This is a genomic window from Streptomyces tardus (genome assembly GCF_018101125.2).
In the GTDB taxonomy this organism is placed as follows: domain Bacteria; phylum Actinomycetota; class Actinomycetes; order Streptomycetales; family Streptomycetaceae; genus Streptomyces; species Streptomyces tardus.
This window is the reverse complement of record NZ_JAELVF020000001.1, coordinates 143,453-162,527: the sequence shown is the minus strand read 5'-3', so window position 1 is coordinate 162,527 and position 19,075 is coordinate 143,453. Positions and strand designations below refer to the sequence as shown.

At 69.0% G+C, this 19,075-nt stretch carries 17 protein-coding genes, 2 tRNA genes, 1 pseudogene and 1 riboswitch; of the genes and pseudogenes, 17 read left to right on the top strand and 3 right to left on the bottom strand.

Going from position 1 to position 19,075, the window contains the following annotated elements; translation table 11 throughout:
- Positions 1-68 precede the first annotated feature (68 nt).
- The 8 genes from JGS22_RS00685 to JGS22_RS00650 all read left to right on the top strand — a co-directional run bounded on the left by JGS22_RS00685 (position 69) and on the right by JGS22_RS00650 (position 8,699).
- Positions 69-3,710 carry a nitrate- and nitrite sensing domain-containing protein gene (locus tag JGS22_RS00685; protein WP_308405447.1) on the top strand — a complete coding sequence of 1,214 codons (3,642 nt, stop codon included), beginning with the start codon at positions 69-71 and terminating at the stop codon, positions 3,708-3,710.
- A gap of 10 nt (positions 3,711-3,720) precedes the next feature.
- Positions 3,721-4,134 carry a roadblock/LC7 domain-containing protein gene (locus tag JGS22_RS00680; protein ID WP_211039614.1) on the top strand — a complete coding sequence of 138 codons (414 nt, stop codon included), beginning with the start codon at positions 3,721-3,723 and terminating at the stop codon, positions 4,132-4,134.
- Positions 4,135-4,247: 113 nt separating this feature from the next.
- Positions 4,248-4,868, top strand: a complete 621-nt coding sequence (locus JGS22_RS00675) for a DUF742 domain-containing protein (RefSeq protein ID WP_211039615.1) — start codon at positions 4,248-4,250, stop codon at positions 4,866-4,868.
- Positions 4,849-5,427, top strand: a complete 579-nt coding sequence (locus JGS22_RS00670) for a GTP-binding protein (protein WP_211039616.1) — start codon at positions 4,849-4,851, stop codon at positions 5,425-5,427. Before JGS22_RS00675 ends, JGS22_RS00670 begins: the two co-directional genes overlap by 20 nt.
- A 152-nt stretch (positions 5,428-5,579) precedes the next feature.
- Entirely contained in the window at positions 5,580-6,362 is a 783-nt protein-coding gene (locus JGS22_RS00665) for a fumarylacetoacetate hydrolase family protein (protein WP_211039617.1), read from the top strand.
- Positions 6,289-7,872, top strand: a complete 1,584-nt coding sequence (gene gltX, locus JGS22_RS00660) for a glutamate--tRNA ligase (RefSeq protein WP_211039618.1) — start codon at positions 6,289-6,291, stop codon at positions 7,870-7,872. Before JGS22_RS00665 ends, gltX begins: the two co-directional genes overlap by 74 nt.
- A gap of 341 nt (positions 7,873-8,213) precedes the next feature.
- Positions 8,214-8,367: riboswitch (cyclic di-AMP (ydaO/yuaA leader) on the bottom strand.
- Positions 8,368-8,528: 161 nt separating this feature from the next.
- A tRNA-Gln gene (locus JGS22_RS00655) sits at positions 8,529-8,600 on the top strand.
- A 26-nt stretch (positions 8,601-8,626) separates the two neighbouring features.
- A tRNA-Glu gene (locus JGS22_RS00650) sits at positions 8,627-8,699 on the top strand.
- 229 nt (positions 8,700-8,928) lie between these two features.
- On the opposite strand, the gene JGS22_RS00645 is transcribed toward JGS22_RS00650, so the two are convergent.
- Positions 8,929-9,570: a MerR family transcriptional regulator gene (locus JGS22_RS00645; RefSeq protein ID WP_211040137.1), complete on the bottom strand. Its 642-nt coding sequence runs from the start codon at positions 9,568-9,570 to the stop codon at positions 8,929-8,931.
- Positions 9,571-9,817: 247 nt separating this feature from the next.
- Here JGS22_RS00645 and JGS22_RS25770 point away from each other — a divergent pair.
- Positions 9,818-9,994 (top strand): annotated as a pseudogene (locus JGS22_RS25770) (monooxygenase family protein); the annotation flags it as partial.
- 57 nt (positions 9,995-10,051) lie between these two features.
- Here the strand turns inward: JGS22_RS25770 and JGS22_RS00635 are convergent.
- Positions 10,052-10,777, bottom strand: a complete 726-nt coding sequence (locus tag JGS22_RS00635) for an IclR family transcriptional regulator (protein WP_211040135.1) — start codon at positions 10,775-10,777, stop codon at positions 10,052-10,054.
- Positions 10,778-10,938: 161 nt separating this feature from the next.
- Here JGS22_RS00635 and leuC point away from each other — a divergent pair, with 161 nt between their 5' ends.
- From leuC to JGS22_RS00610, 5 genes are all read left to right on the top strand, one after another.
- A complete protein-coding gene (gene leuC, locus JGS22_RS00630) occupies positions 10,939-12,369 on the top strand; it encodes a 3-isopropylmalate dehydratase large subunit (protein ID WP_211040134.1) in 1,431 nt (476 codons plus the stop codon).
- Positions 12,370-12,375: 6 nt separating this feature from the next.
- The gene (gene leuD, locus JGS22_RS00625; RefSeq protein ID WP_211040133.1) at positions 12,376-12,969 is read left to right on the top strand and encodes a 3-isopropylmalate dehydratase small subunit; all 594 of its coding nucleotides are present in this window, start codon (positions 12,376-12,378) and stop codon (positions 12,967-12,969) included.
- Positions 12,970-13,203: 234 nt separating this feature from the next.
- The gene (locus JGS22_RS00620; protein ID WP_211040132.1) at positions 13,204-13,437 is read left to right on the top strand and encodes an SCO5555 family protein; all 234 of its coding nucleotides are present in this window, start codon (positions 13,204-13,206) and stop codon (positions 13,435-13,437) included.
- Positions 13,438-13,561: 124 nt separating this feature from the next.
- Positions 13,562-14,191 (top strand): HU family DNA-binding protein, encoded by a 630-nt coding sequence (locus tag JGS22_RS00615; RefSeq protein ID WP_211040131.1) that lies wholly within the window; start codon positions 13,562-13,564, stop codon positions 14,189-14,191.
- Between the two features lie 295 nt (positions 14,192-14,486).
- Complete coding sequence (locus tag JGS22_RS00610; protein ID WP_211040130.1) at positions 14,487-14,708, top strand: hypothetical protein; 222 nt, start codon at positions 14,487-14,489, stop codon at positions 14,706-14,708.
- On the opposite strand, the gene cofC is transcribed toward JGS22_RS00610, so the two are convergent.
- Entirely contained in the window at positions 14,680-15,339 is a 660-nt protein-coding gene (gene cofC, locus JGS22_RS00605) for a 2-phospho-L-lactate guanylyltransferase (RefSeq protein ID WP_211040129.1), read from the bottom strand. The genes JGS22_RS00610 and cofC overlap by 29 nt on opposite strands.
- A 140-nt stretch (positions 15,340-15,479) precedes the next feature.
- On the opposite strand from cofC, the gene JGS22_RS00600 reads away from it, so the two are divergent.
- The 3 genes from JGS22_RS00600 (at position 15,480) to JGS22_RS00590 (ending at position 18,663) form a co-directional block, all read left to right on the top strand.
- Positions 15,480-16,361, top strand: a complete 882-nt coding sequence (locus tag JGS22_RS00600; RefSeq protein WP_211040128.1) for a lysophospholipid acyltransferase family protein — start codon at positions 15,480-15,482, stop codon at positions 16,359-16,361.
- Positions 16,358-17,359, top strand: a complete 1,002-nt coding sequence (locus tag JGS22_RS00595; protein WP_211040127.1) for an NAD(P)H-dependent glycerol-3-phosphate dehydrogenase — start codon at positions 16,358-16,360, stop codon at positions 17,357-17,359. The genes JGS22_RS00600 and JGS22_RS00595 overlap by 4 nt, the downstream gene beginning before the upstream one ends.
- A 158-nt stretch (positions 17,360-17,517) precedes the next feature.
- Complete coding sequence (locus tag JGS22_RS00590; protein ID WP_211040126.1) at positions 17,518-18,663, top strand: D-alanine--D-alanine ligase family protein; 1,146 nt, start codon at positions 17,518-17,520, stop codon at positions 18,661-18,663.
- Positions 18,664-19,075: the final 412 nt, after the last annotated feature.

Here is a 19,075-nt window from a genome sequence, read left to right as displayed (position 1 = left end):
TTCGCTGAACTCAGCAGTAGTTAAGGCACCACAAGCAGTCGGTGCCGACGCCGAGAGGGTTTGGTCGAGTGAGGCGAAGCAAGACGGCATCTCCGCCGCCGGAGTCGCGGGGAAATTTCACGCCGCCGCGCGGTTCGGCGACGTCAGCCGAGCCTCCGGGTGCGCAGGAGGAGGGCAGCGGCAGCCGGTTCGCGCTGCGCAACTGGCGCGTGGCGACCAGACTCAACGCGATTCTGCTGATCCCCGTCCTGGTGGCGCTGATCTTCGGCGGGCTGACTGTCCGCAACTCCGTCCAGACTCTGAACGCCGCCGAGGACGCCGAGAAGACCGCCGAGCTCGTGCGCGCCGCCACCGCGTACGGCCACGCCCTCCTCGACGAGCGAGATCGCACCGTCGCTCCGCTGCTCAAGGGTGAGCAGGACGCCGCCGAGGTCGTTGAGTCGCGCAAGGCGACCGACGAGGCCGCCGACGCTTTCCACGCCGCCGCCGATCGGGCGCCGAAGACCGCGAGCCTCCAGCACCGGCTCGACGGCGTGGCCGAGGCGGAGCCCAAGCTCGACGAGCTCAGGCAGGGCGCCTACACCAAGGCCCTGAGTGGTGTGAAGACGCAGCTGGGCTACGTCGAGGTGCAGCACCCGCTGATGAACCTCGCCAACGAACTCAGCCTCGACTCCGGCAACATCACCTCCTACGGCCGCACCGTCTACGCCGTCTCCCTCGCCAAGGCCGCGGAGTCGCTCACCCGCTCCATCGGCACCCATCTGCTGGTGAAGCCGGGGCCGGGCGAAGAGGCGAAGAAGGAGCAGGTCACCGCCTTCGGCTCGTACGCGTACCTGGAGAACATCGCGCTCACCGAGGCGTTCGCCGCCGGTACCGAGGAGGACAACGCCCGACTGCGCGCCGACCTCGAAGGGCTGCAGAAGAAGGCCGAGGAGGAGAAGGCGAAGGCGGAGGAGGCGGACGAGGACGTCGTGGCGCCGCCCGGCATGCAGGCCATGACCGACCTCATCGCCACCGGCGCCTCGCCCTCCGCGCTCGCCAAGGACGGCGTCACCTCCGAGGTCTGGTACACCGCAGCCACCGCCAAGTTCGACGTGTACCGCACCGTCGAGCGCGATCTCGCCGACCGGGCGGTCAGCGAGGCCGGCGACATCGCCGCAGACGCCAAGCGTGAGGCGATCATCAACGGAGCCATCGTGCTCGCCGCGCTGCTGATCGCCTTCCTGGTCGCCGGTTTCATGGCCCGTGCGATGAGCCGCAACATGAACCGCCTGCGCAACGCCGCCTTCGACGTCGCCGAGCAGCGGCTGCCGTCGCTGGTCGAGCAGCTTTCGCGCACGGACCCGGGCAAGGTCGACACCGATGTGCGCCGGATCCCGATCGACAGCCGGGACGAGATCGGCGAAGTCGCCCGCGCCTTCGACCAGGTCCACCGTGAGGCTGTGCGGCTGGCCGCCGAGCAGGCCCTGCTGCGCGGGAACGTCAACGCGATCTTCACCAACCTCTCCAGTCGCAATCAGGGCCTGATCGAGCGCCAACTCGGCCTGATCACCGATCTGGAGAACAACGAGGCCGACCCGGACCAGTTGGAGAACCTCTTCAAGCTGGACCACCTGGCGACCCGTATGCGCCGCAACGGCGAGAATCTGCTGGTCCTCGCCGGAGAGGACTCGGTGCGCCGCTGGAACGAGCCGGTACCGCTGGTGGACGTCATGCGCGCCGCCTCCTCGGAGGTGGAGGCGTACGAGCGCATCGAGATCACCGGTGTCCCGGAGAGCGACATCCACGGCCAGGTCGTCACCGACCTCGTGCACCTGCTCGCCGAGCTGCTGGAGAACGCCACCTCCTTCTCCTCGCCGCAGACGAAGGTCAGGGTCACGGCGACGAGGCTTCCCGACGGCCGGGTGATGATCGAGATCCACGACAAGGGCATCGGTCTCACCGCCAAGGATTTCGCGGACATCAACCACAAGCTGGCCGATCCGCCCAAGGTGGACGCGGCGATCTCGCAGCGGATGGGCCTCTATGTGGTCGGCCGGCTCGCCGACCGCCACAGCATCCGCGTCCAGCTGCGGCCCTCCGGTGAGCAGGCGGGCACCACGTCGCTGGTCATGCTGCCCGAGGCGATCACCCACGGTGGAGGCGGCCAGGGGTACGTGGAGGAGGGCTTCAGCGTCTCCCGCATCGTTCCCGATCAGTCGTCCCCGGCCGGTTCGCCCCCGCAGATCGGAGGCCCGCACGTCGCCGGGGGGCAGGCGCCGGGCGATACCGCTTCGCTGGAGGCGGGGGGACCCGCGGCGCCCTTCGCGAACGGCGGCAGGGCCGCACTGGATCCCGGCGCGGGAGACCCCTTCGGGGCGGGCGTCCTCGGCGGCGACGGCCCGGATCCCGGCGGGTACGGCGACGGCCTCGAGGACGACCCGGACCACTACGACGCCTTCGCGCCGCCCCAGCGGCGGGGCTCGCCCCCGGCCGGGGGCGACGGCGGCGGCCGGGGCGAGACGTTCGCAGCCTTCGGGCAGTCGGACGCCTTCGGCAGCGAGTCGTACGGAGCCGGAGCGCAGAGCGGCCCGTACGCGTCGGAGCAGTCGTACCCCGGCGGGTACGCGCCGGACGAGCAGGGCCGGGGGTACGCCCCGTACGAGCCGGACCAGACGTACGCGTACGAGCCGGACCAGACGTACGCGCAGGGGCCGGACCAGACCTCTCCGCAGGGGCCGGACCAGACCTACGCGCACGGCCAGGGGTACGGCGATCAGCAGCACGGTGGGGGGCTCCCTCCGCCGCCTTCCGGCGACGGGCTGCCGCACGGCCCCGGAAGCGGCGACCGCGGCGGCTCGCAGGGCGCCCACCAGGGTCTGGGGTTCGATCAGGGCCTGGGGTTCGATCAGGGGCAGGACGGTGGTCAGGGCCCGGAGGGGCGGCATTACGACTCCGATCCGCTGACGGCCCGCGGGCTGCACACCCGGGTTCCCGGCCGAACCCTGGGTCAGAGGCCGGGCGGGCCGGTCACCGGAGAGTCCTTCGACGCCTTCGGTCAGGGCAGCCCCGCCTTCCGTGCCGGATCCGGCCTTCTCAGTGGCTCCACACGTCAGGGCGAGGGCCTCAACGCCCCCTGGAGTGCGGGAAGTTGGGCTGCGCAAGGAGTCCCCGAAGGCGGGGTACAGTCTGGCGGAGCAGGTGCCGCCGACGGGTCCGCGCGCGAACCTGGCCCCGGCGCTCCCGCTGACGGTCGGGAGCGCGTAGGCTTTGATCGTCCGGGATCTTCGTCGGACACTTCACCCTCTTTGACGAACGCGGGTCTGCCGCGTCGGGAGAGTGGCGAAGAGTCCCTCGAAGAGCCCGAGGCACCGCAGGTCCAGCCGGAGTCGGCCCCGGAGCCACCGCGGGAGTCCGGTTCCGACGAAGGCGAATGGCGCTCGACGAACGACGAGCGTTGGGAGCGGGCGGAAAGCGTCCGTCACCCCAAGGCCGGGGGCGTCACCATCTCGGGTCTGCCGCGCCGGGTACCCAGAGCCAATCTGGTCGAGGGCACCGCGGAGCAGACCCTGCAGGGAGGCCCCCAGGTGTCCCGTTCCCCCGAGGACGTCCGGGGCAGGCTCAGCAACCTGCACCGCGGTGTCCGTCAGGGACGGGCCGGCAGCCAGGGAGCAAGCCAGACCGACCAGCCGGGATCCAGCACCGGCAGCACCTACGATCAGGAGCGTTAGTGTGAGCCCGATGAGCCAGGCAGCGCAGAACCTGAACTGGTTGATCACCAATTTTGTGGAGAACACCCCTGGGGTGTCGCACACGGTGGTGGTTTCCGCCGACGGTCTTCTTCTGGCGATGTCGGAGGGTTTTCCGAGGGATCGTGCCGATCAGTTGGCGGCGGTTGCTTCGGGTCTGACGTCGTTGACGCAGGGGGCTTCGCGGATTTTCGAGGGTGGGGCGGTGAACCAGACCGTGGTGGAGATGGAGCGTGGTTTCCTCTTCATTATGGCGGTTTCGGATGGTTCGTCGTTGGCTGTTCTCGCTCATCCGGAGGCTGATATCGGTCTTGTCGGTTATGAGATGGCGCTGTTGGTGGATCGGGCGGGCACTGTTCTGACCCCGGAACTCCGCTCGGAACTGCAAGGAAGCCTTCTCAACTAGCAACCAACCCAGTGCTTCTTGCGTCCTCGCACCTTAAAGTGCGGTCACGCGAACGGCACTTGGGAGCGCCTCACGGGGGACGCTCCCGTTCATCGGCAGTCGGAGGAGGAGACGTGACAACGCCCCCAGGCGGTCCGTTCGGCAGCGCACAGCAGCCGCAGAGTGACCCGCAGTACCAGCGCTTCAACTTCCCCTCGACGCCGAGCCACCAGCAGGCCACACCGCCGCCCAGGCAGCGACAGGAGCCGCCGCGGGGCCGGCAGTCGTACCAGGGCGGTTCCGGTGAGCCAGCGGGCCAGGATGGCCGGCTCGGCCAGAACGGCCAGAACAATCAGAACAGCCAGAACGGCCAGGGCAGTCGACCGGCGCAGAGCGGCGGCAGCAGCGGCGGGCAGTCGCCGCTGGTGCGTCCGTACGCGATGACCGGTGGCCGCACCCGGCCGCGCTACCAGCTCGCCATCGAGGCGCTGGTGCACACCACGGCGGACGCGATGCAGCTCCAGGGCCAGCTCCCTGAGCACCAGCGCATCTGCCGCCTGTGCTACGAGATCAAATCGGTCGCCGAGATCTCGGCACTCCTCTCCATTCCCCTCGGCGTAGCCCGGATCCTCGTCGCCGACCTCGCCGAGGCCGGGCTAGTCGCCATCCATCAGCCCGGCGGCGACGAGTCCGCCGGTGGACAGCCAGACGTGACACTGCTCGAAAGGGTGCTCAGTGGACTTCGGAAGCTCTAGCGGTGCGGCCCGCTCCACCACCTCCGCGAAGATCGTGGTGGCGGGTGGGTTCGGCGTGGGCAAGACGACCTTCGTGGGCGCCGTGTCGGAGATCAATCCGTTGCGTACCGAGGCGGTGATGACGTCGGCGTCGGCGGGCATCGACGATCTGACCCACACCGGGGACAAGACCACGACGACGGTGGCGATGGACTTCGGTCGGATCACCCTCGACCAGGACCTGATTCTGTATTTGTTCGGTACGCCGGGTCAGGATCGTTTCTGGTTCATGTGGGACGACTTGGTGCGTGGTGCGATCGGTGCGGTGGTGTTGGTGGACACGCGTCGGTTGGCGGACTGTTTCCCGGCGGTGGATTACTTCGAGAACAGTGGGCTGCCGTTCGTGATCGCCCTCAACGGCTTCGACGGCCACCAGCCGTACAGCCCGGACGAGGTTCGCGAGGCCCTGCAGATCGGACCCGACACCCCGATCATCACCACCGACGCCCGCCACCGCGCGGACGCCAAGAGCGGTCTGATCACGCTCGTCGAGCACGCGCTGATGGCGCGGCTGCGCTGACGCCACCGGCCTCGCAGGCCGGCCGCAGAACCCTTGGGCCCGCAGGGTGCCGGAACACTTGAGTCCCGGTGCCCTGCGGGCCCGATACGCTGGAGTGTCAGTTTTCAGCGGTCAGTGCTGTGTGCAGCACCTCAGTTAGGGGCAGGCAAGCCGTGCGCATCGCCAGATTCTCCCTGGACGGAACCGTCGGTTTCGGCGTCCTGGAGGGAGATGCCAACACCGAGGGCGGCCCCGTCCTCGACATCATCAAGGGCCATCCTTTCGCCGAGTTCGAACGCTCGGGCCAGAAGATCCCACTGGACAAGGTGCGGCTGCTCTCCCCGACGCTGCCGAGCAAGGTGGTGGCCATCGGGCGCAACTACGCCGAGCACGCACGGGAGTTGGGCCAGGAGGTGCCCGACACTCCGGTGGCGTTCTTCAAGCCCTCCACCTCCGTCGCAGGCCCGGGCGACCCGGTCGGTTACCCCGCCTTCTCCTCGGAGGTGCACCACGAGGCCGAGCTGGCGGTGGTGATCGGCCGAATGTGCAGCCAGGTGCCCAGGGAGCGCGTTCACGAGGTGGTTCTCGGCTACACCTGCGCCAACGACCTCACCGCGCGCGACATCCAGCGCAGCGAGGCGCAGTGGGCTCGCGCCAAGGGTTTCGACGGGTCCTGCCCTCTCGGCCCCTGGGTCGAGACGGAGGTGGACCCGAGCGATCTGGCCGTGATGTGCACCGTCAACGGCGAGCAGCGACAGCTCGGGCGCACCAGCGAGATGATCAGGTCCGTGGAGGACCTGATCGTGCACATCACCGAGGCGATGACGCTGCTGCCCGGGGACGTCGTCCTCACCGGCACCCCGGCGGGCGTCGGACCGGTGAATGTGGGTGACGAGGTCGCTGTCACCATCGAAGGTATCGGCACTCTCACCAACAAGGTTGTCAAGCGTGGCTAGCGCACCCAACTCACCGTCCACGGACCAGAATTCGGCATCCGCGGTACGCGTGCGATTCTGTCCCTCCCCGACCGGCAACCCGCACGTCGGGCTGATCCGCACCGCCCTGTTCAACTGGGCGTTCGCTCGGCACCACGGCGGCACCCTCGTCTTCCGCATCGAGGACACCGACGCCTCGCGCGACTCCGAGGAGTCCTACGAGCAGCTGTTGGACTCGCTGCGCTGGCTCGGCCTCGACTGGGACGAGGGCCCAGAGGTCGGCGGCCCGCACGCGCCGTACCGGCAGTCCGAGCGCATGGACCTCTACCGCGACGTCGCCGAGCGCCTTCAGGAAGCCGGGCACGCCTACCGCTGCTACTGCACCGGGGAGGAGCTGGAGGCCCGTCGAGAGGCAGCCCGCGCCGCCGGCAAGCCCTCCGGGTACGACGGCAAGTGCCGCGACCTCAGCGCCGAGCAGCGGGCCGCGTACGAGGCCGAGGGACGCACCGCGATCGTCCGCTTCCGGATGCCGGACGAGTCGATCACCTTCCAGGACCTGGTGCGCGGCGAGCTGACCTTCAGTCCGGAGAACGTCCCGGACTTCGGGATCGTGCGAGCAAACGGCGCTCCGTTGTACACGCTGGTCAATCCGGTCGACGACGCGCTGATGGAGATCACCCACGTCCTGCGCGGCGAGGATCTGCTCTCCTCCACGCCCCGGCAGATCGCGCTCTACCGGGCGCTCGCCGAGCTGGGCGTCGGCAACGGCAGCACCCCGCTCTTCGGGCACCTGCCGTATGTGATGGGGGAGGGCAACAAGAAGCTCTCGAAGCGCGACCCGCAGGCCTCGCTCAATCTCTACCGGGAGCGGGGCTTCCTGCCTGCCGGCCTGCTCAACTACCTCTCGCTGCTCGGCTGGTCGCTCGCCGAGGACCGGGACATCTTCACGATGGACGAGATGGTCTCGGCCTTCGAGATCACCGCGGTGAACGCGAACCCGGCCCGGTTCGACCTCAAGAAGTGCGAGGCGATCAACGCAACGCACCTGCGTGAGCTGTCCGTTGAGGACTTCGTCGAGGCGTGCCGACCCTGGCTGCGCGCTCCGCACGCCCCGTGGAAGCCGGAGTCGTTCGACGAGTCGGCGTTCGTCGAGCTCGCTCCGCTCGCCCAGACTCGTCTCACGGTGCTTTCGGACATCACCCAGAACGTCGACTTCCTCTTTCTCGAGGAGCCGGTGTCGGACGAGGCATCCTGGAAGAAGGCGATGAAGCCGGGCGCCGCGGACCTGCTGCGGACCGCCCGTGCAGGCCTCGCCGAAGCCGCTTGGGACGCCGAGTCGTTGAAGGACGCGGTGCTGGCGGCCGGCGAGCAGCACGGGATGAAGCTGGGCAAGGCCCAGGCACCGGTTCGGGTCGCCGTCACCGGTCGCACGGTGGGGCTGCCGCTCTTCGAATCACTCGAAGTGCTCGGCCGTGAGCCTTCGCTGGTCCGGATCGATGCCGCCCTGGCGCGGCTGGAGCAGCAGGACTGACGTCACGCTGGGGGAGGGTGCGAGCATGGCTTCGGGGCTGTGCCGACGCCCTCCCCTCTGCTGTTCAGTGCCGGCTCCGCATCGGGGCGGTCGGGCTCAGCAGCGCTCTCCCCCTGGACGGTTTCGGGGTCGCGGAACGGCTGCGCGGCGCTCTGGGACCCCGTCGCTCCGGCGGCCCACGGGTGTGTCGGCAGCGGCCCGTGCGACCGCCCTGGAGTCGGCCGTTTCGTTGCTTCCCGGTAGGCCTTCGGGAAGGGGCAAACCAGCTTCGGTGCAGCCGCGTTGACGGAGCGGGGAGGGGGTGCGGGGGGTGGGGGCGGTGTCGTGGGGCCACGATCCGCAACTCCTTCCGTGGACCGCCTACCGGGTTAGCTGTCGGGTTCGGGCGTCGGAAGGCTGCCCTACGGGCTCGGCTCGCGCCTGCGCCCGATTCACCCCGGTGGTGCTCAGGTGGGTCCCCGGCTCCGGCTGGGCCGGACTCGGCGGAGCAGTCCGGGCCGGCGCTTTCACCGGCGGTGACGGGCTGCGTGGATACCCGTTTTGGAGCACCGTCCACCATCGGGTAATGTTCTTCCTGTCGCCGAACGGGACAGGCCGAAAGCCGAAACCGGGAAGCGCACACTCGGACAGAAGGCCCGGAAGGGCTTGATTCCCAGTGGGCTATGGTGTAATTGGCAGCACGACTGATTCTGGTTCAGTTAGTCTAGGTTCGAGTCCTGGTAGCCCAGCACGATCTTCGCTCAGAAGATCGAAGGCCCCCGTTGTGTAGCGGCCTAGCACGCCGCCCTCTCAAGGCGGTAGCGCCGGTTCGAATCCGGTCGGGGGTACTCGATCACCGAGCGGGGCCCGACATCCTCAGGGATGGCGGGCCTTCTCTGTTTCGCGGCGCTTCCGGAGATGTCGGCTGTTTCTCGGACTTTCCGGCTCAGATGCGCGACGGTTCACGAACGTCGGCCTGTTTCTCGCGGCTTTGACGGGCAGGCTCCGCGCAGCGTCGGGCGCCTGTCCGGCGCTGCACTGTGGCGCCTCCCCCTGCCCCTGCGGTCGGCGTGGGATCTACCCGCCCTCGGGCTCGCGGTAGCGACTGTCGGCCTCTCTCGCGTGTGCCAGCCGACGCAGACTGAGCAGCACCGGCTCGTAGAGCACGGTGAGAGCCACGGCGGCTTCCAGCCGAGTCGTGCCCTCGAACTCGGCCATGAGGTCCATGTCGCTGGTTGCCAGCTCGCTCGCCAGGCGGCCGTACGGGAGCAGGTGCGCGACCTCGCACGGGTAGCCGAGGCTCTCCAGGGCTGTGATCGCCGAGACGAGCGAGAGGTGGGACGGATCGTTTGGGTGCGGATCTTCCCAGCCGAGTGCGGTCAGCAGCTCGCGTGCGCGCTGCTGCGCGGACGTCGAGACGGGCTCGGCCTTCTCCTCCCGCACCACCGGCGGCAGTGAGCTCACCGCGGTGCCCAGCCGGCGGCTGAGGTCCAGCGATTCGTCGTCCACGGCCCGAAGGACTTCCCGCGCGGTGGCGACGGGGACCCGGCCGACCTGTATCAGCGCCCGCGCCAGGCCGAGTCTGCGCAGGTGCTCCTCGCCGTATCGGGCCTGGGTGGCGCTGATTCGCTCTCCGGGCGGCAGCAGGCCTTCCCGCAAGTAGTACTTGATCGTCGCGAGGGGAACGCCGCTGCGCTCGCTCAACTCCGCCAGCCGCACTGCCGATCCCTTCGACTCTCGCGGGCGCGCTCCGCGCTCCCACGGTCCTTGCGCGGTCCGGCGCTCGCCGCGGGACCGGTCACCGAGCAGGAGCCGAGATTTCTCGGATGCCCTCTTGCGCTTCGCTTTGGTGAGTGCCAGTATCCAATCATGGATAGCGCCGCTCTCCAATGGGTGTCGATGCAGCGAGTTCGGCGAGGGCTTGGGGCCCGGTGGGGAGATTGCTGTGAGCGTCGCGATCGAGGAGGGCCGGGTCGGCTTCTGGTACGAGACGTATGTGGTGCCTGCCGGTGCCCATGAGGCGGTGTACCTGAACATGCCGCGCTCCGGGCTGGGTGGGGCGCTCGGCGTCATACCTGTCGGGCGGCGTGGCGAGACGGCGGCCGGGCGGATGCGGGCGGCGCGGATGCGTGTGGCCGGCTGACGAGCTGACGACGCTGTCAGTGTTCGTCGGCGCGGCTGGGTGGGAATCGGGGGAGCGTCAGCCTCGGCGCAGCGACTCCGAGAGTCGGTTGGCGGCCTCGAGGATGGCCTGGGCGTGCATGCGGCCCGGGTGGCGGGTCAGTCGCTCGACCGGCCCGGAGACGGACACCGAGGCGACGACGCGATTGGATGGCCCCCGGACGGGTGCGGAGACCGAAGCGACCCCCGGCTCCCGCTCGCCGACCGACTGGGCCCAGCCCCGGCGCCGTACGCCCGAGAGCGCGGTCGCGGTGAAGCGGGCGCCCTGGAGGCCGCGGTGCAGCCGCTCCGGCTCCTCCCACGCCATCAGTACCTGGGCTGCCGAGCCGGCTTTCATCGGAAGCGTCGAGCCGACGGGCACGGTGTCCCGAAGGCCGGATAGGCGCTCCGCCGCAGCGACACAGATGCGCATGTCGCCCTGGCGTCGGTAGAGCTGCGCGCTCTCCCCGGTGACGTCCCGGAGGTGAGTGAGCACGGGGCCGGCGGAGGCGAGCAGACGGTCCTCTCCTGCTGCTGCGGCGAGCTCGGAGAGTCGCGGTCCGAGGATGAACCGCCCCTGCATGTCCCGGGCGACGAGGCGGTGGTGCTCGAGTGCGACCGCCAAGCGGTGAGCGGTCGGGCGCGCCAGTCCAGTCGCTCCGACCAGTCCGGCGAGTGTTGCCGGACCGGACTCCAGAGCGCTCAGTACGAGAGCTGCTTTGTCGAGAACGCCCACACCGCTTGAGGCGCCACTAGAGTTGTCCATGCGTCGATACTCACGTCTCACATTACGAAACGCAAGCTCAATTTCGGGAAGAAAGCGCCAGGCTTGAGTGACGGCCACCACCCGGCGTGATTACGAGGGGGTTTGGGTGGGGCGAAGGTCTCTACATGTGGTTGGCAGAGCTGCCGGCCGGAGGGAAAACGATGGGACGGACACTCGCAGAGAAGGTCTGGGACGACCACGTCGTCCGGCGAGCCGAGGGTGAGCCTGACCTCCTCTACATCGACCTCCACCTGCTGCACGAGGTCACCAGTCCACAGGCTTTCGACGGATTGCGGAAGAGCAACAGGACGGTTCGTCGCACCGATCTCACGCTGGCCACCGAGGACCACAACACTCCGACGCTGGACATCGACAAGCCGATCGCCGATCCGGTCTCCCGCATTCAGCTGGAGACCCTGCGGAAGAACTGCGCGGACTTCGGTGTCCGGCTCCATCCGCTCGGCGACGTCGAGCAGGGTGTCGTCCACGTGGTGGGCCCGCAGTTGGGACTCACCCAGCCGGGCACCACGGTGGTCTGCGGCGACAGCCACACCTCCACGCACGGCGCGTTCGGCGCCCTCGCGTTCGGGATCGGCACCAGTCAGGTGGAGCACGTGCTCGCCACCCAGACGCTGCCGATGTCGCCGTTCCGGACCATGGCGATCACCGTCAACGGGGAGCTGCCCGAAGGCGTGACGGCCAAGGACCTGATCCTGGCGGTCATCGCCAGGATCGGTACCGGCGGCGGTCAGGGCTATGTGCTGGAGTACCGCGGCGAGGCCATCGAGAAGTTGTCGATGGAGGCGCGCATGACGATCTGCAACATGTCGATCGAGGCGGGCGCCAGGGCCGGCATGATCGCGCCCGACGAGACCACCTTCGCCTATCTGCGCGGCCGTGAGAACGCCCCTCAGGGCGAGGACTGGGACGCCGCGGTGGAGTACTGGAAGACGCTGCGCACCGACGCCGACGCGGTCTTCGACCAGGAGGTGGTCATCGAGGCCGGCGAGCTCGCACCGTTCGTCACCTGGGGCACCAACCCCGGTCAGGGTGCGCCGCTCAGCGCCTCCGTGCCGGACCCGGCCACCTTCGAGGACGCCGGTGAACGCCTGGCGGCGGAGAAGGCCCTGGAGTACATGGGACTCTCGGCCGGGCAGCCTCTGCGGGACGTGGCGGTGGACACCGTCTTCGTCGGTTCCTGCACGAACGGCCGTATCGAGGATCTCCGGGCTGCCGCCGAGGTGTTGCAGGGTCGAACGGTCGCGGACAGCATCCGGATGCTGGTGGTGCCGGGCTCCGTCCGGGTGTCGCTCGAAGCGGTGGCGGAAGGACTGGACAAGGTGTTCACGGCGGCGGGCGCCGAGTGGCGCCATGCGGGTTGCTCCATGTGTCTGGGGATGAACCCCGACCAGCTGGCCCCCGGCGAGCGTTCGGCCTCGACCTCCAACCGCAACTTCGAAGGCAGGCAGGGCAAGGGCGGTCGTACCCATCTGGTCTCACCGCAGGTGGCCGCGGCCACTGCGGTCCTCGGGCACCTCGCCGCTCCCTCCGACCTGTCCGCACTGTCCGACGCCACGCCCGCGGGAGTCTGAACCGCCATGGAAGCCTTCACCACGCACACCGGCCGGGTCGTTCCGCTGCGCCGCAGCAACGTCGACACCGACCAGATCATCCCCGCCCACTGGCTGAAGAAGGTCACCCGGGACGGCTTCGAGGACGGCCTCTTCGAAGCCTGGCGCAAGGACCCGGAGTTCGTGCTGAACCAGCCCGCGCACAGCGGTGCGACCGTTCTCGTGGCCGGTTCGGACTTCGGCACCGGCTCCTCGCGGGAGCACGCCGTGTGGGCCCTCCAGAACTACGGCTTCAAGGCCGTCATCTCTTCGCGCTTCGCCGACATCTTCCGCGGCAATTCCCTCAAGAACGGCCTGCTCACGGTAGTTCTGCCGCCGGAGACGGTGGAGAGACTCTGGGAGCTGACCGAGGCCGACCCGACGGTGGAGGTCACCGTCGATCTGGTGGAGCGCAAGGTCCTTGCGCCGGGTGTTGACGCGGCCTTCGAGCTGGACGAGAACGCGCGCTGGCGCCTGCTCGAGGGGCTGGACGACATCAGCCTCACGCTGCGGGAGGCCGACTCCATCGCCGAGTACGAGGCCAACCGGCCTGTGCACAAGCCGAGAACACAGACTGTGTGAGACCTGAGCAGCTGCACTGGGTCTCACCCCGCGCCAACCACAGCGCCCCCGACCGTCGCGGTCGGGGGCGCTGTCGCGTGTCGCTCCACTAATCGCGCCCTGGCTTGAACTAGTCTGAAAACAGAGTGAGTTGGCGCGTAATCGGCTGGCGTCCTCCCGCTCCGACTCTGTGGTCGGAGGCGGTGTTGGTCCCCTCCTGAGGCGACAACTCGCCCTAGATGACACAATCGGTGCATGGAAGGCGACAGTCAACTCGAGTTGTACGACGCCGTCGCCGCCGGCTTGAAGGAGGCGCACCGCAAGGTGTGCAGGCTGCATCTCCCGGACCGTGAACGGGAGGTGCTTGTCCGGAGGCTGCTGGTCATCACGGCCGCGTCGAAGCACGATCTTGCCGCGGCATCTCGGCGACTTGATCGGCTGATGAAGGAGCTCGAGGAGATTGCGAGAGGCCGCTTCCCCTCTGCGTAACCGGCAGTTCGTTGCGGCACTAGGGTGATATGCCCGTTTCGTGTTTGATTTGCTGTGTATATCTGCCTACCGTGCGAAAAAGCTTGAACACATTCGTTCCGGCAATGTCTCCGAAGGGGAAGACGTGAACAAGGCGCAGCTCGTTGAAGCAATCCAAGACCAGCTGGGCGGCCGTCAGCAGGCAGCTGAGGCGGTCGATGTCGTACTGGACGCGATCGTGCGTGCGGTGTGCTCAGGTGACCGCGTCTCGGTCACGGGCTTCGGCTCGTTCGAGAAGGTCGACCGCCCTGCCCGCTACGCCCGGAACCCGCAGACCGGAGAGCGGGTGCGGGTCAAGAAGACCTCCGTGCCGCGATTCCGTGCGGGGCAGGGATTCAAGGACCTGGTCAGCGGTACCAAGAAGCTCCCGAAGAACGATGTCGCGGTGAAGAAGGCACCCAAGGGCACCCTCTCCGGCGGTACTTCCACCAAGAAGGCCGCCGCCAAGAAGGCGGCGAAGAAGGCGGCGGCGAAGAAGACCACCAGCACTGCCCGCAAGGCCGCGGCGAAGAAGACGACTGCCAAGAAGACCACCGCCAAGAAGGCGACCGCCAAGAAGTCTCCGGCCAAGAAGACCACGGCCAAGAAGACGACTGCCAAGAAGGCCACCGCCAAGAAGGCTCCGGCCAAGAAGAGCACGGCCAAGAAGGCTCCGGCTCGCAAGGCCAGTGCGCGCAAGACCACTGCGAAGAAGGTCACCGCGCGCAAGCGGTGACCGCCAACTCGTCATCGCCGGGTCGGACTCCCCGCCGGGGGGCCCGGCCCGCGGTGTGTCCGCACCACCTCAGGTAGCGTCGCGGTTGCGGCGCTCTGTGCCGGGCTGTGCAGGACTGCGTCGGGTGCGCAGCTACGTGAACAGTGGGGCGTGTGCTGCCAGACGGAAGCGCCGGAACGTCGGGCGGCCGGCTGTCGAGCGGATTGTCGGTCTGTCAGTCCGCCTTCTGTCCCTGCCCCGCCCGCCCGGTGGGACGGGGCGTCTGCCGGGCCCGGCCTGCGGCTAGGCTCTTTGCATGCAGGCCACCGCGTACACCTTCGACGCGCACACCCGTTCCGGCAGTGTGCTGCTCGACGACGGCACCCCGGTTTCCTTCGATGCAGCCGCTTTCGACGCCGGGGGCCTTCTGTTGCTGCGCCCGGGGCAGCGCGTGCGTATCGAGGTCGAGGACGACGACGCTCCCGCCAGGGAGGCCGTACGGGGGCGTGTCACCGTGGTGACGCTCCAGACGTTCTGAGCGTGTGCGGCCCGACGCCCAGAGCGAGGGCTGCGGTGAGGTCCTCTCCGGTGTCCACGTCGTGACGCACGCTCGCCACATCCGTCAGGTCCAGCTCCCGCGCGCCCGAGGCGAGGTGCGACAGCCGCGAGTTCGCGCCGAACGCCGGCACGAGGGGCTCGCCGGAAGCGGCCGACAGCAGCGTGGTGCCGCTGCCCGCCGCGTCGGTGAGGAACGAGCGCGGCGCCTGTGCGGCGGCGTTCAGTACCCGGCCGAGCTCCGCGGGACGCAGGGCGGGGAGGTCCGCGTTGAGCGTGGCGAGCGGCGCCCTCGGCGTGCGGGAGCGTACGGCGTACGCGCCGTGGGAGAGAGCGGCGTTGAGGCCGAGTCGTGGGGTGTCAGGTTCCACCCGGGCGCCCAGCGCGGCGAGTTCACGGCCCGCCAGCTCGTCGTCGGTGACCACCGTCACAGCTGCGACCTCCGGGCACTTCAAAGCGGCTGAGACGGTGTCGAGCGCGAACGCGAGGGCGAGCGCAGGGCGCAGCACCTCGTCAGCGGCGGTCGAGAGTCTGGACTTCGCCCTGGTCAGTGGCTTGAGGGGGACGATCAGAGTCCAGCCGGTCGCGACCCCCGCCTGTGCGTCACGAAGCATCGCGCCCATTCTTACCCGCGTCCGGCGCCCGGCGTTACCGTGAGGTCGACAGCGTGGGGTCGGAGCGCCACACTTGTGCGGTTGTCCTCGACCCGTTCGGTGGCAGCGGAAGCGCAACCTCAAGAGGAGATGGTGTTCGGGTGGCCCGCCGGAGAATCGGCTTCTGGTTCCGCTTTGCCGCGGCTTTGGTGAAGCCGCCGATGAACCTTCTCTTCAAGCGTGTCTGGCGGGGAATGGAGCATATTCCGGCCGAGGGCGGCTTTATCGCTGTCGTGAATCACAACTCGTATCTCGACCCGCTCTCCTACGCCCACTATCAGTACAACGCGGGACGGATGCCTCGCTTCCTTGCGAAGGTCAACCTTTTCGGCAGAGGCTTCGTCGGCAGCATGATGCGCAGAACGGGCCAGATCCCCGTCTACCGCGAGACTGCCAGTGCCATAGGCGCCTTTCGCGCCGCGGTCGAGGCCATCGACCGTGGTCAGGGAGTGGTGTTCTATCCGGAGGGGACGCTCACCCGAGACTCCGACCTGTGGCCGATGGACGGCAAAACCGGGGCTGCGCGCGTTGCGCTCCGAACCGGGGCGCCGGTGATTCCGGTCGCGCAGTGGGGTGCGCACGAGGTTGTGCCGCCTTATGCGAAGAGCAGGCGCGTATACCTGTTTCCCCGCAGGACGTTGCAGGTCAAGGCCGGTCCACCGGTCGACCTCTCCGCGTTCTGCGGCGTGGAGCCGACGGCCGAGGTACTGCGCGAGGTGACCGACCTGATCATGGAGGCGATCACCCGGCAACTGGCGGACATCCGCGGTGAACCCGCGCCCGCGAAGCGTTTGTCGGTCCACCGGGCCGAGGCGGCGGAACAGCACGGCGGCACCGCTCCGGAAGACGTGGACGCATGGGGCGTCGGACGGCGCCGGGAGCCGGGCAGCGACGGCAGTCGCAGCGACGGTGGCGACAATGACAGCGACAGCGACAAGAACAGCAGACACCGGAGCAGGACCTCCGAGGAGGAGAAGGCGTGACGAAGGCGGCCGTATTCGGCAGCGGTTCCTGGGGGACGGCGTTCGCGATGGTGCTCGCGGACGCGGGGTGCGACGTGATGATGTGGGGGCGCCGCGGCGAGATCGCCGAGGCGGTCAACTCGGAGCGCACGAACCCCGACTACCTCCCCGGTATTGAGCTCCCCGAGAACCTGCGAGCCACCACCGACCCGGCGGAGGCCGCCCACGAGGCCGAGTTCACCGTCCTCGCGGTGCCCTCCCAGACCCTGCGCGGCAACCTCGCGCTGTGGTCGGGCGAACTGCCCGCCGACACCGTGCTGGTCTCCCTGATGAAGGGCATCGAGCTGGGTACGGCGAAGCGGATGAGTGAGGTCGTCGCGGAGAGCGCGGGGGCCGACCCGAGGCGCATCGCGGTGCTCTCCGGTCCCAACCTCGCCAAGGAGATCGCCGTTCGCCAGCCCGCCGCCTCGGTCGTTGCCTGTCAGGACGAGAGCGTGGCCAAGCGGATCCAGGCTGCGTGCCACACCCCGTACTTCAGGCCGTACACGAACACCGACGTGGTGGGGTGCGAGCTCGGCGGTGCGGTGAAGAACGTGATCGGCCTTGCGGTGGGAATCGCCACCGGCATGGGGCTGGGCGACAACGCCAAGGGTTCGCTGATCACGCGAGGGCTGGCCGAGACCACTCGGCTGGGACTCGTGCTCGGTGCGGATCCCGCGACGTTCGCCGGATTGGCGGGGATGGGCGACTTGGTCGCGACGTGTTCCTCGCCGTTGTCGAGAAACAACACCTTCGGCACCAACCTCGGCCGCGGGATGACCCTGGAGGAGACGATCGCGGTCACCCGGCAGACGGCGGAGGGCGTCAAGTCCTGTGAGTCCGTGCTGGATCTGGCGCAGCGGCACGGGGTGGACATGCCGATCACCGAGACGGTGGTGAGCATCGTCCACGAGGGCAAGTCGCCGAAGGCCGCGCTGAAGGATCTGATGTCGCGTTCGGCCAAGGCCGAGGTGCGCTGAGCCCGAACCGTACGAGCGGCAGTTCGCGCAACGGATCCGCCGTTCGCGGCTCGCGGCCGGGTCGCGAGCCGCTGCGACGCGGACTTCGCGGTGCGCCCGGTTCCGGTTCCCGTGCCGTGACTGCCGAAGAGGCCCGGCGGGGCGGTAATCTCGAGGCGATGAGCACGTCTAACGCCTCCAGTCAGCCGTCCAAGCCGCGCGTCGCCGTTGTCTTCGGCGGGCGCAGCTCAGAGCACGGGATCTCCGTCGTCACCGCGGGCGCGGTACTCAACGCCATCGATCGGGACAAGTACGACGTGCTGCCGATCGGCATCACGAGGGACGGCCGCTGGGTGCGGGCCGTTGACGACCCCGCCGGAATGGCCATCGGCGGCGGCAAGCTGCCGGACGTCGACCGCCTGCCGACCCAGGGCAGCGGCAAGGTGCTGCTGCCGCTGGAGCCGACCGGCCGCGAGGTGCTCGCCTGCGAGCCGGGTGCCGTGCCCGAGGAGCTCGGCGACGTCGACGTCGTCTTCCCCGTGCTGCACGGTCCCTATGGCGAAGACGGCACGCTCCAGGGGATGTTGGAGCTCTCCGGAGTGCCGTACGTCGGTGCCGGTGTGCTCTCCAGCGCCGTCAGCATGGACAAGGAGTACATGAAGCGCGTCTTCACCTCCTACGGGCTGCCGGTGGGGCCTTACACGGTGCTCAGGCCCCGTGAGTGGGAGCAGGACCGGGCGGCGGCGCGCAAGAAGGTCGTCGACTTCGCCGGCGACCACGGCTGGCCGGTCTTCGTGAAGCCCGCCCGCGCCGGTTCGTCGATGGGCATCACCAAGGTGGAGGACGTCACCGGCCTGGACGAGGCGGTGGAGGAGGCGCGGCGCCACGACCCGAAGGTCCTGGTGGAGTCGATGCTGCACGGCCGCGAAATCGAGTGCGGTGTCCTGGAGTTCGGCGACGGGCCGCGCGCCAGTGTCCCTGCGGAGATCCCGCCGCCCGGACAGCACGACTTCTACGACTTCGAGGCGAAGTACATCGATGCCGCGCCGGGTGTCATCCCGGCTCCGCTGAGCGAGGAGCAGACGGCGGAGGTGCGCCGGCTCGCGGTGGACGCCTTCGAGGCGGTCTCCTGCGAGGGCCTGGTGCGCGCGGACTTCTTCCTGTTGGACAACGGGGAGTACGTGATCAACGAGGTCAACACGATGCCAGGCTTCACCCCCACTTCGATGTACCCGCAGATGTGGGGGGCGACCGGAGTGGGCTACTCGGAGCTGGTCGACCGTCTGCTGCAGGCTGCGCTGCACCGTTCCACCGGTCTGCGCTGAACCCGGTCCGCTGCCCCGTCCGCTGCTGGGGCGGTCCGGTTCCGGCCTGCGCACGGCTGGGTACGGTCTGCGCACGAGCGGCGAACGGGCTGCGCATCGCCCGTACTCGGGGCCGGGTGCGCGCTGTGCACGGGCCGGGGGCGTGCGGCTTTAGGCGGCGCGCGGGCGGAGTCACACCGGCGCGAGCCCCCGGGGGACCGCGTTCGCGCGGGGACTTGGGGGCGAGTGCCGGTCGGGGGTTGTAGTCTCACTGCCGGGCGCGAGTCGTGGCCGCCGAAGGGCAGCCGTACAGCGACACCGAGGCCCAACTGCCGAGCCGGTGTGCGTCGGTGCCGCGACCGCGGCGCCCGCCACCCGTACGAACCGGCGGGGCGGTCTCGCGACCGCCTGCTCCGGGGGCGACGCGGACCGC

Excerpts from the sequence above, each read along its gene's own strand:
- JGS22_RS00620 (WP_211040132.1), top strand. The coding sequence starts at position 13,204 with ATGGAAGGCGACAGTCAACTCGAGTTGTACGACGCCGTCGCCGCCGGC.
- JGS22_RS00610 (WP_211040130.1), top strand. The coding sequence starts at position 14,487 with ATGCAGGCCACCGCGTACACCTTCGACGCGCACACCCGTTCCGGCAGT.
- JGS22_RS00590 (WP_211040126.1), top strand. The coding sequence starts at position 17,518 with ATGAGCACGTCTAACGCCTCCAGTCAGCCGTCCAAGCCGCGCGTCGCC.
- leuD (WP_211040133.1), top strand. The coding sequence starts at position 12,376 with ATGGAAGCCTTCACCACGCACACCGGCCGGGTCGTTCCGCTGCGCCGC.
- JGS22_RS00635 (WP_211040135.1), bottom strand. The coding sequence starts at position 10,777 with ATGGACAACTCTAGTGGCGCCTCAAGCGGTGTGGGCGTTCTCGACAAA.
- gltX (WP_211039618.1), top strand. The coding sequence starts at position 6,289 with ATGTGGGTGACGAGGTCGCTGTCACCATCGAAGGTATCGGCACTCTCA.
- JGS22_RS00680 (WP_211039614.1), top strand. The coding sequence starts at position 3,721 with ATGAGCCAGGCAGCGCAGAACCTGAACTGGTTGATCACCAATTTTGTG.
- leuC (WP_211040134.1), top strand. The coding sequence starts at position 10,939 with ATGGGACGGACACTCGCAGAGAAGGTCTGGGACGACCACGTCGTCCGG.
- cofC (WP_211040129.1), bottom strand. The coding sequence starts at position 15,339 with ATGCTTCGTGACGCACAGGCGGGGGTCGCGACCGGCTGGACTCTGATC.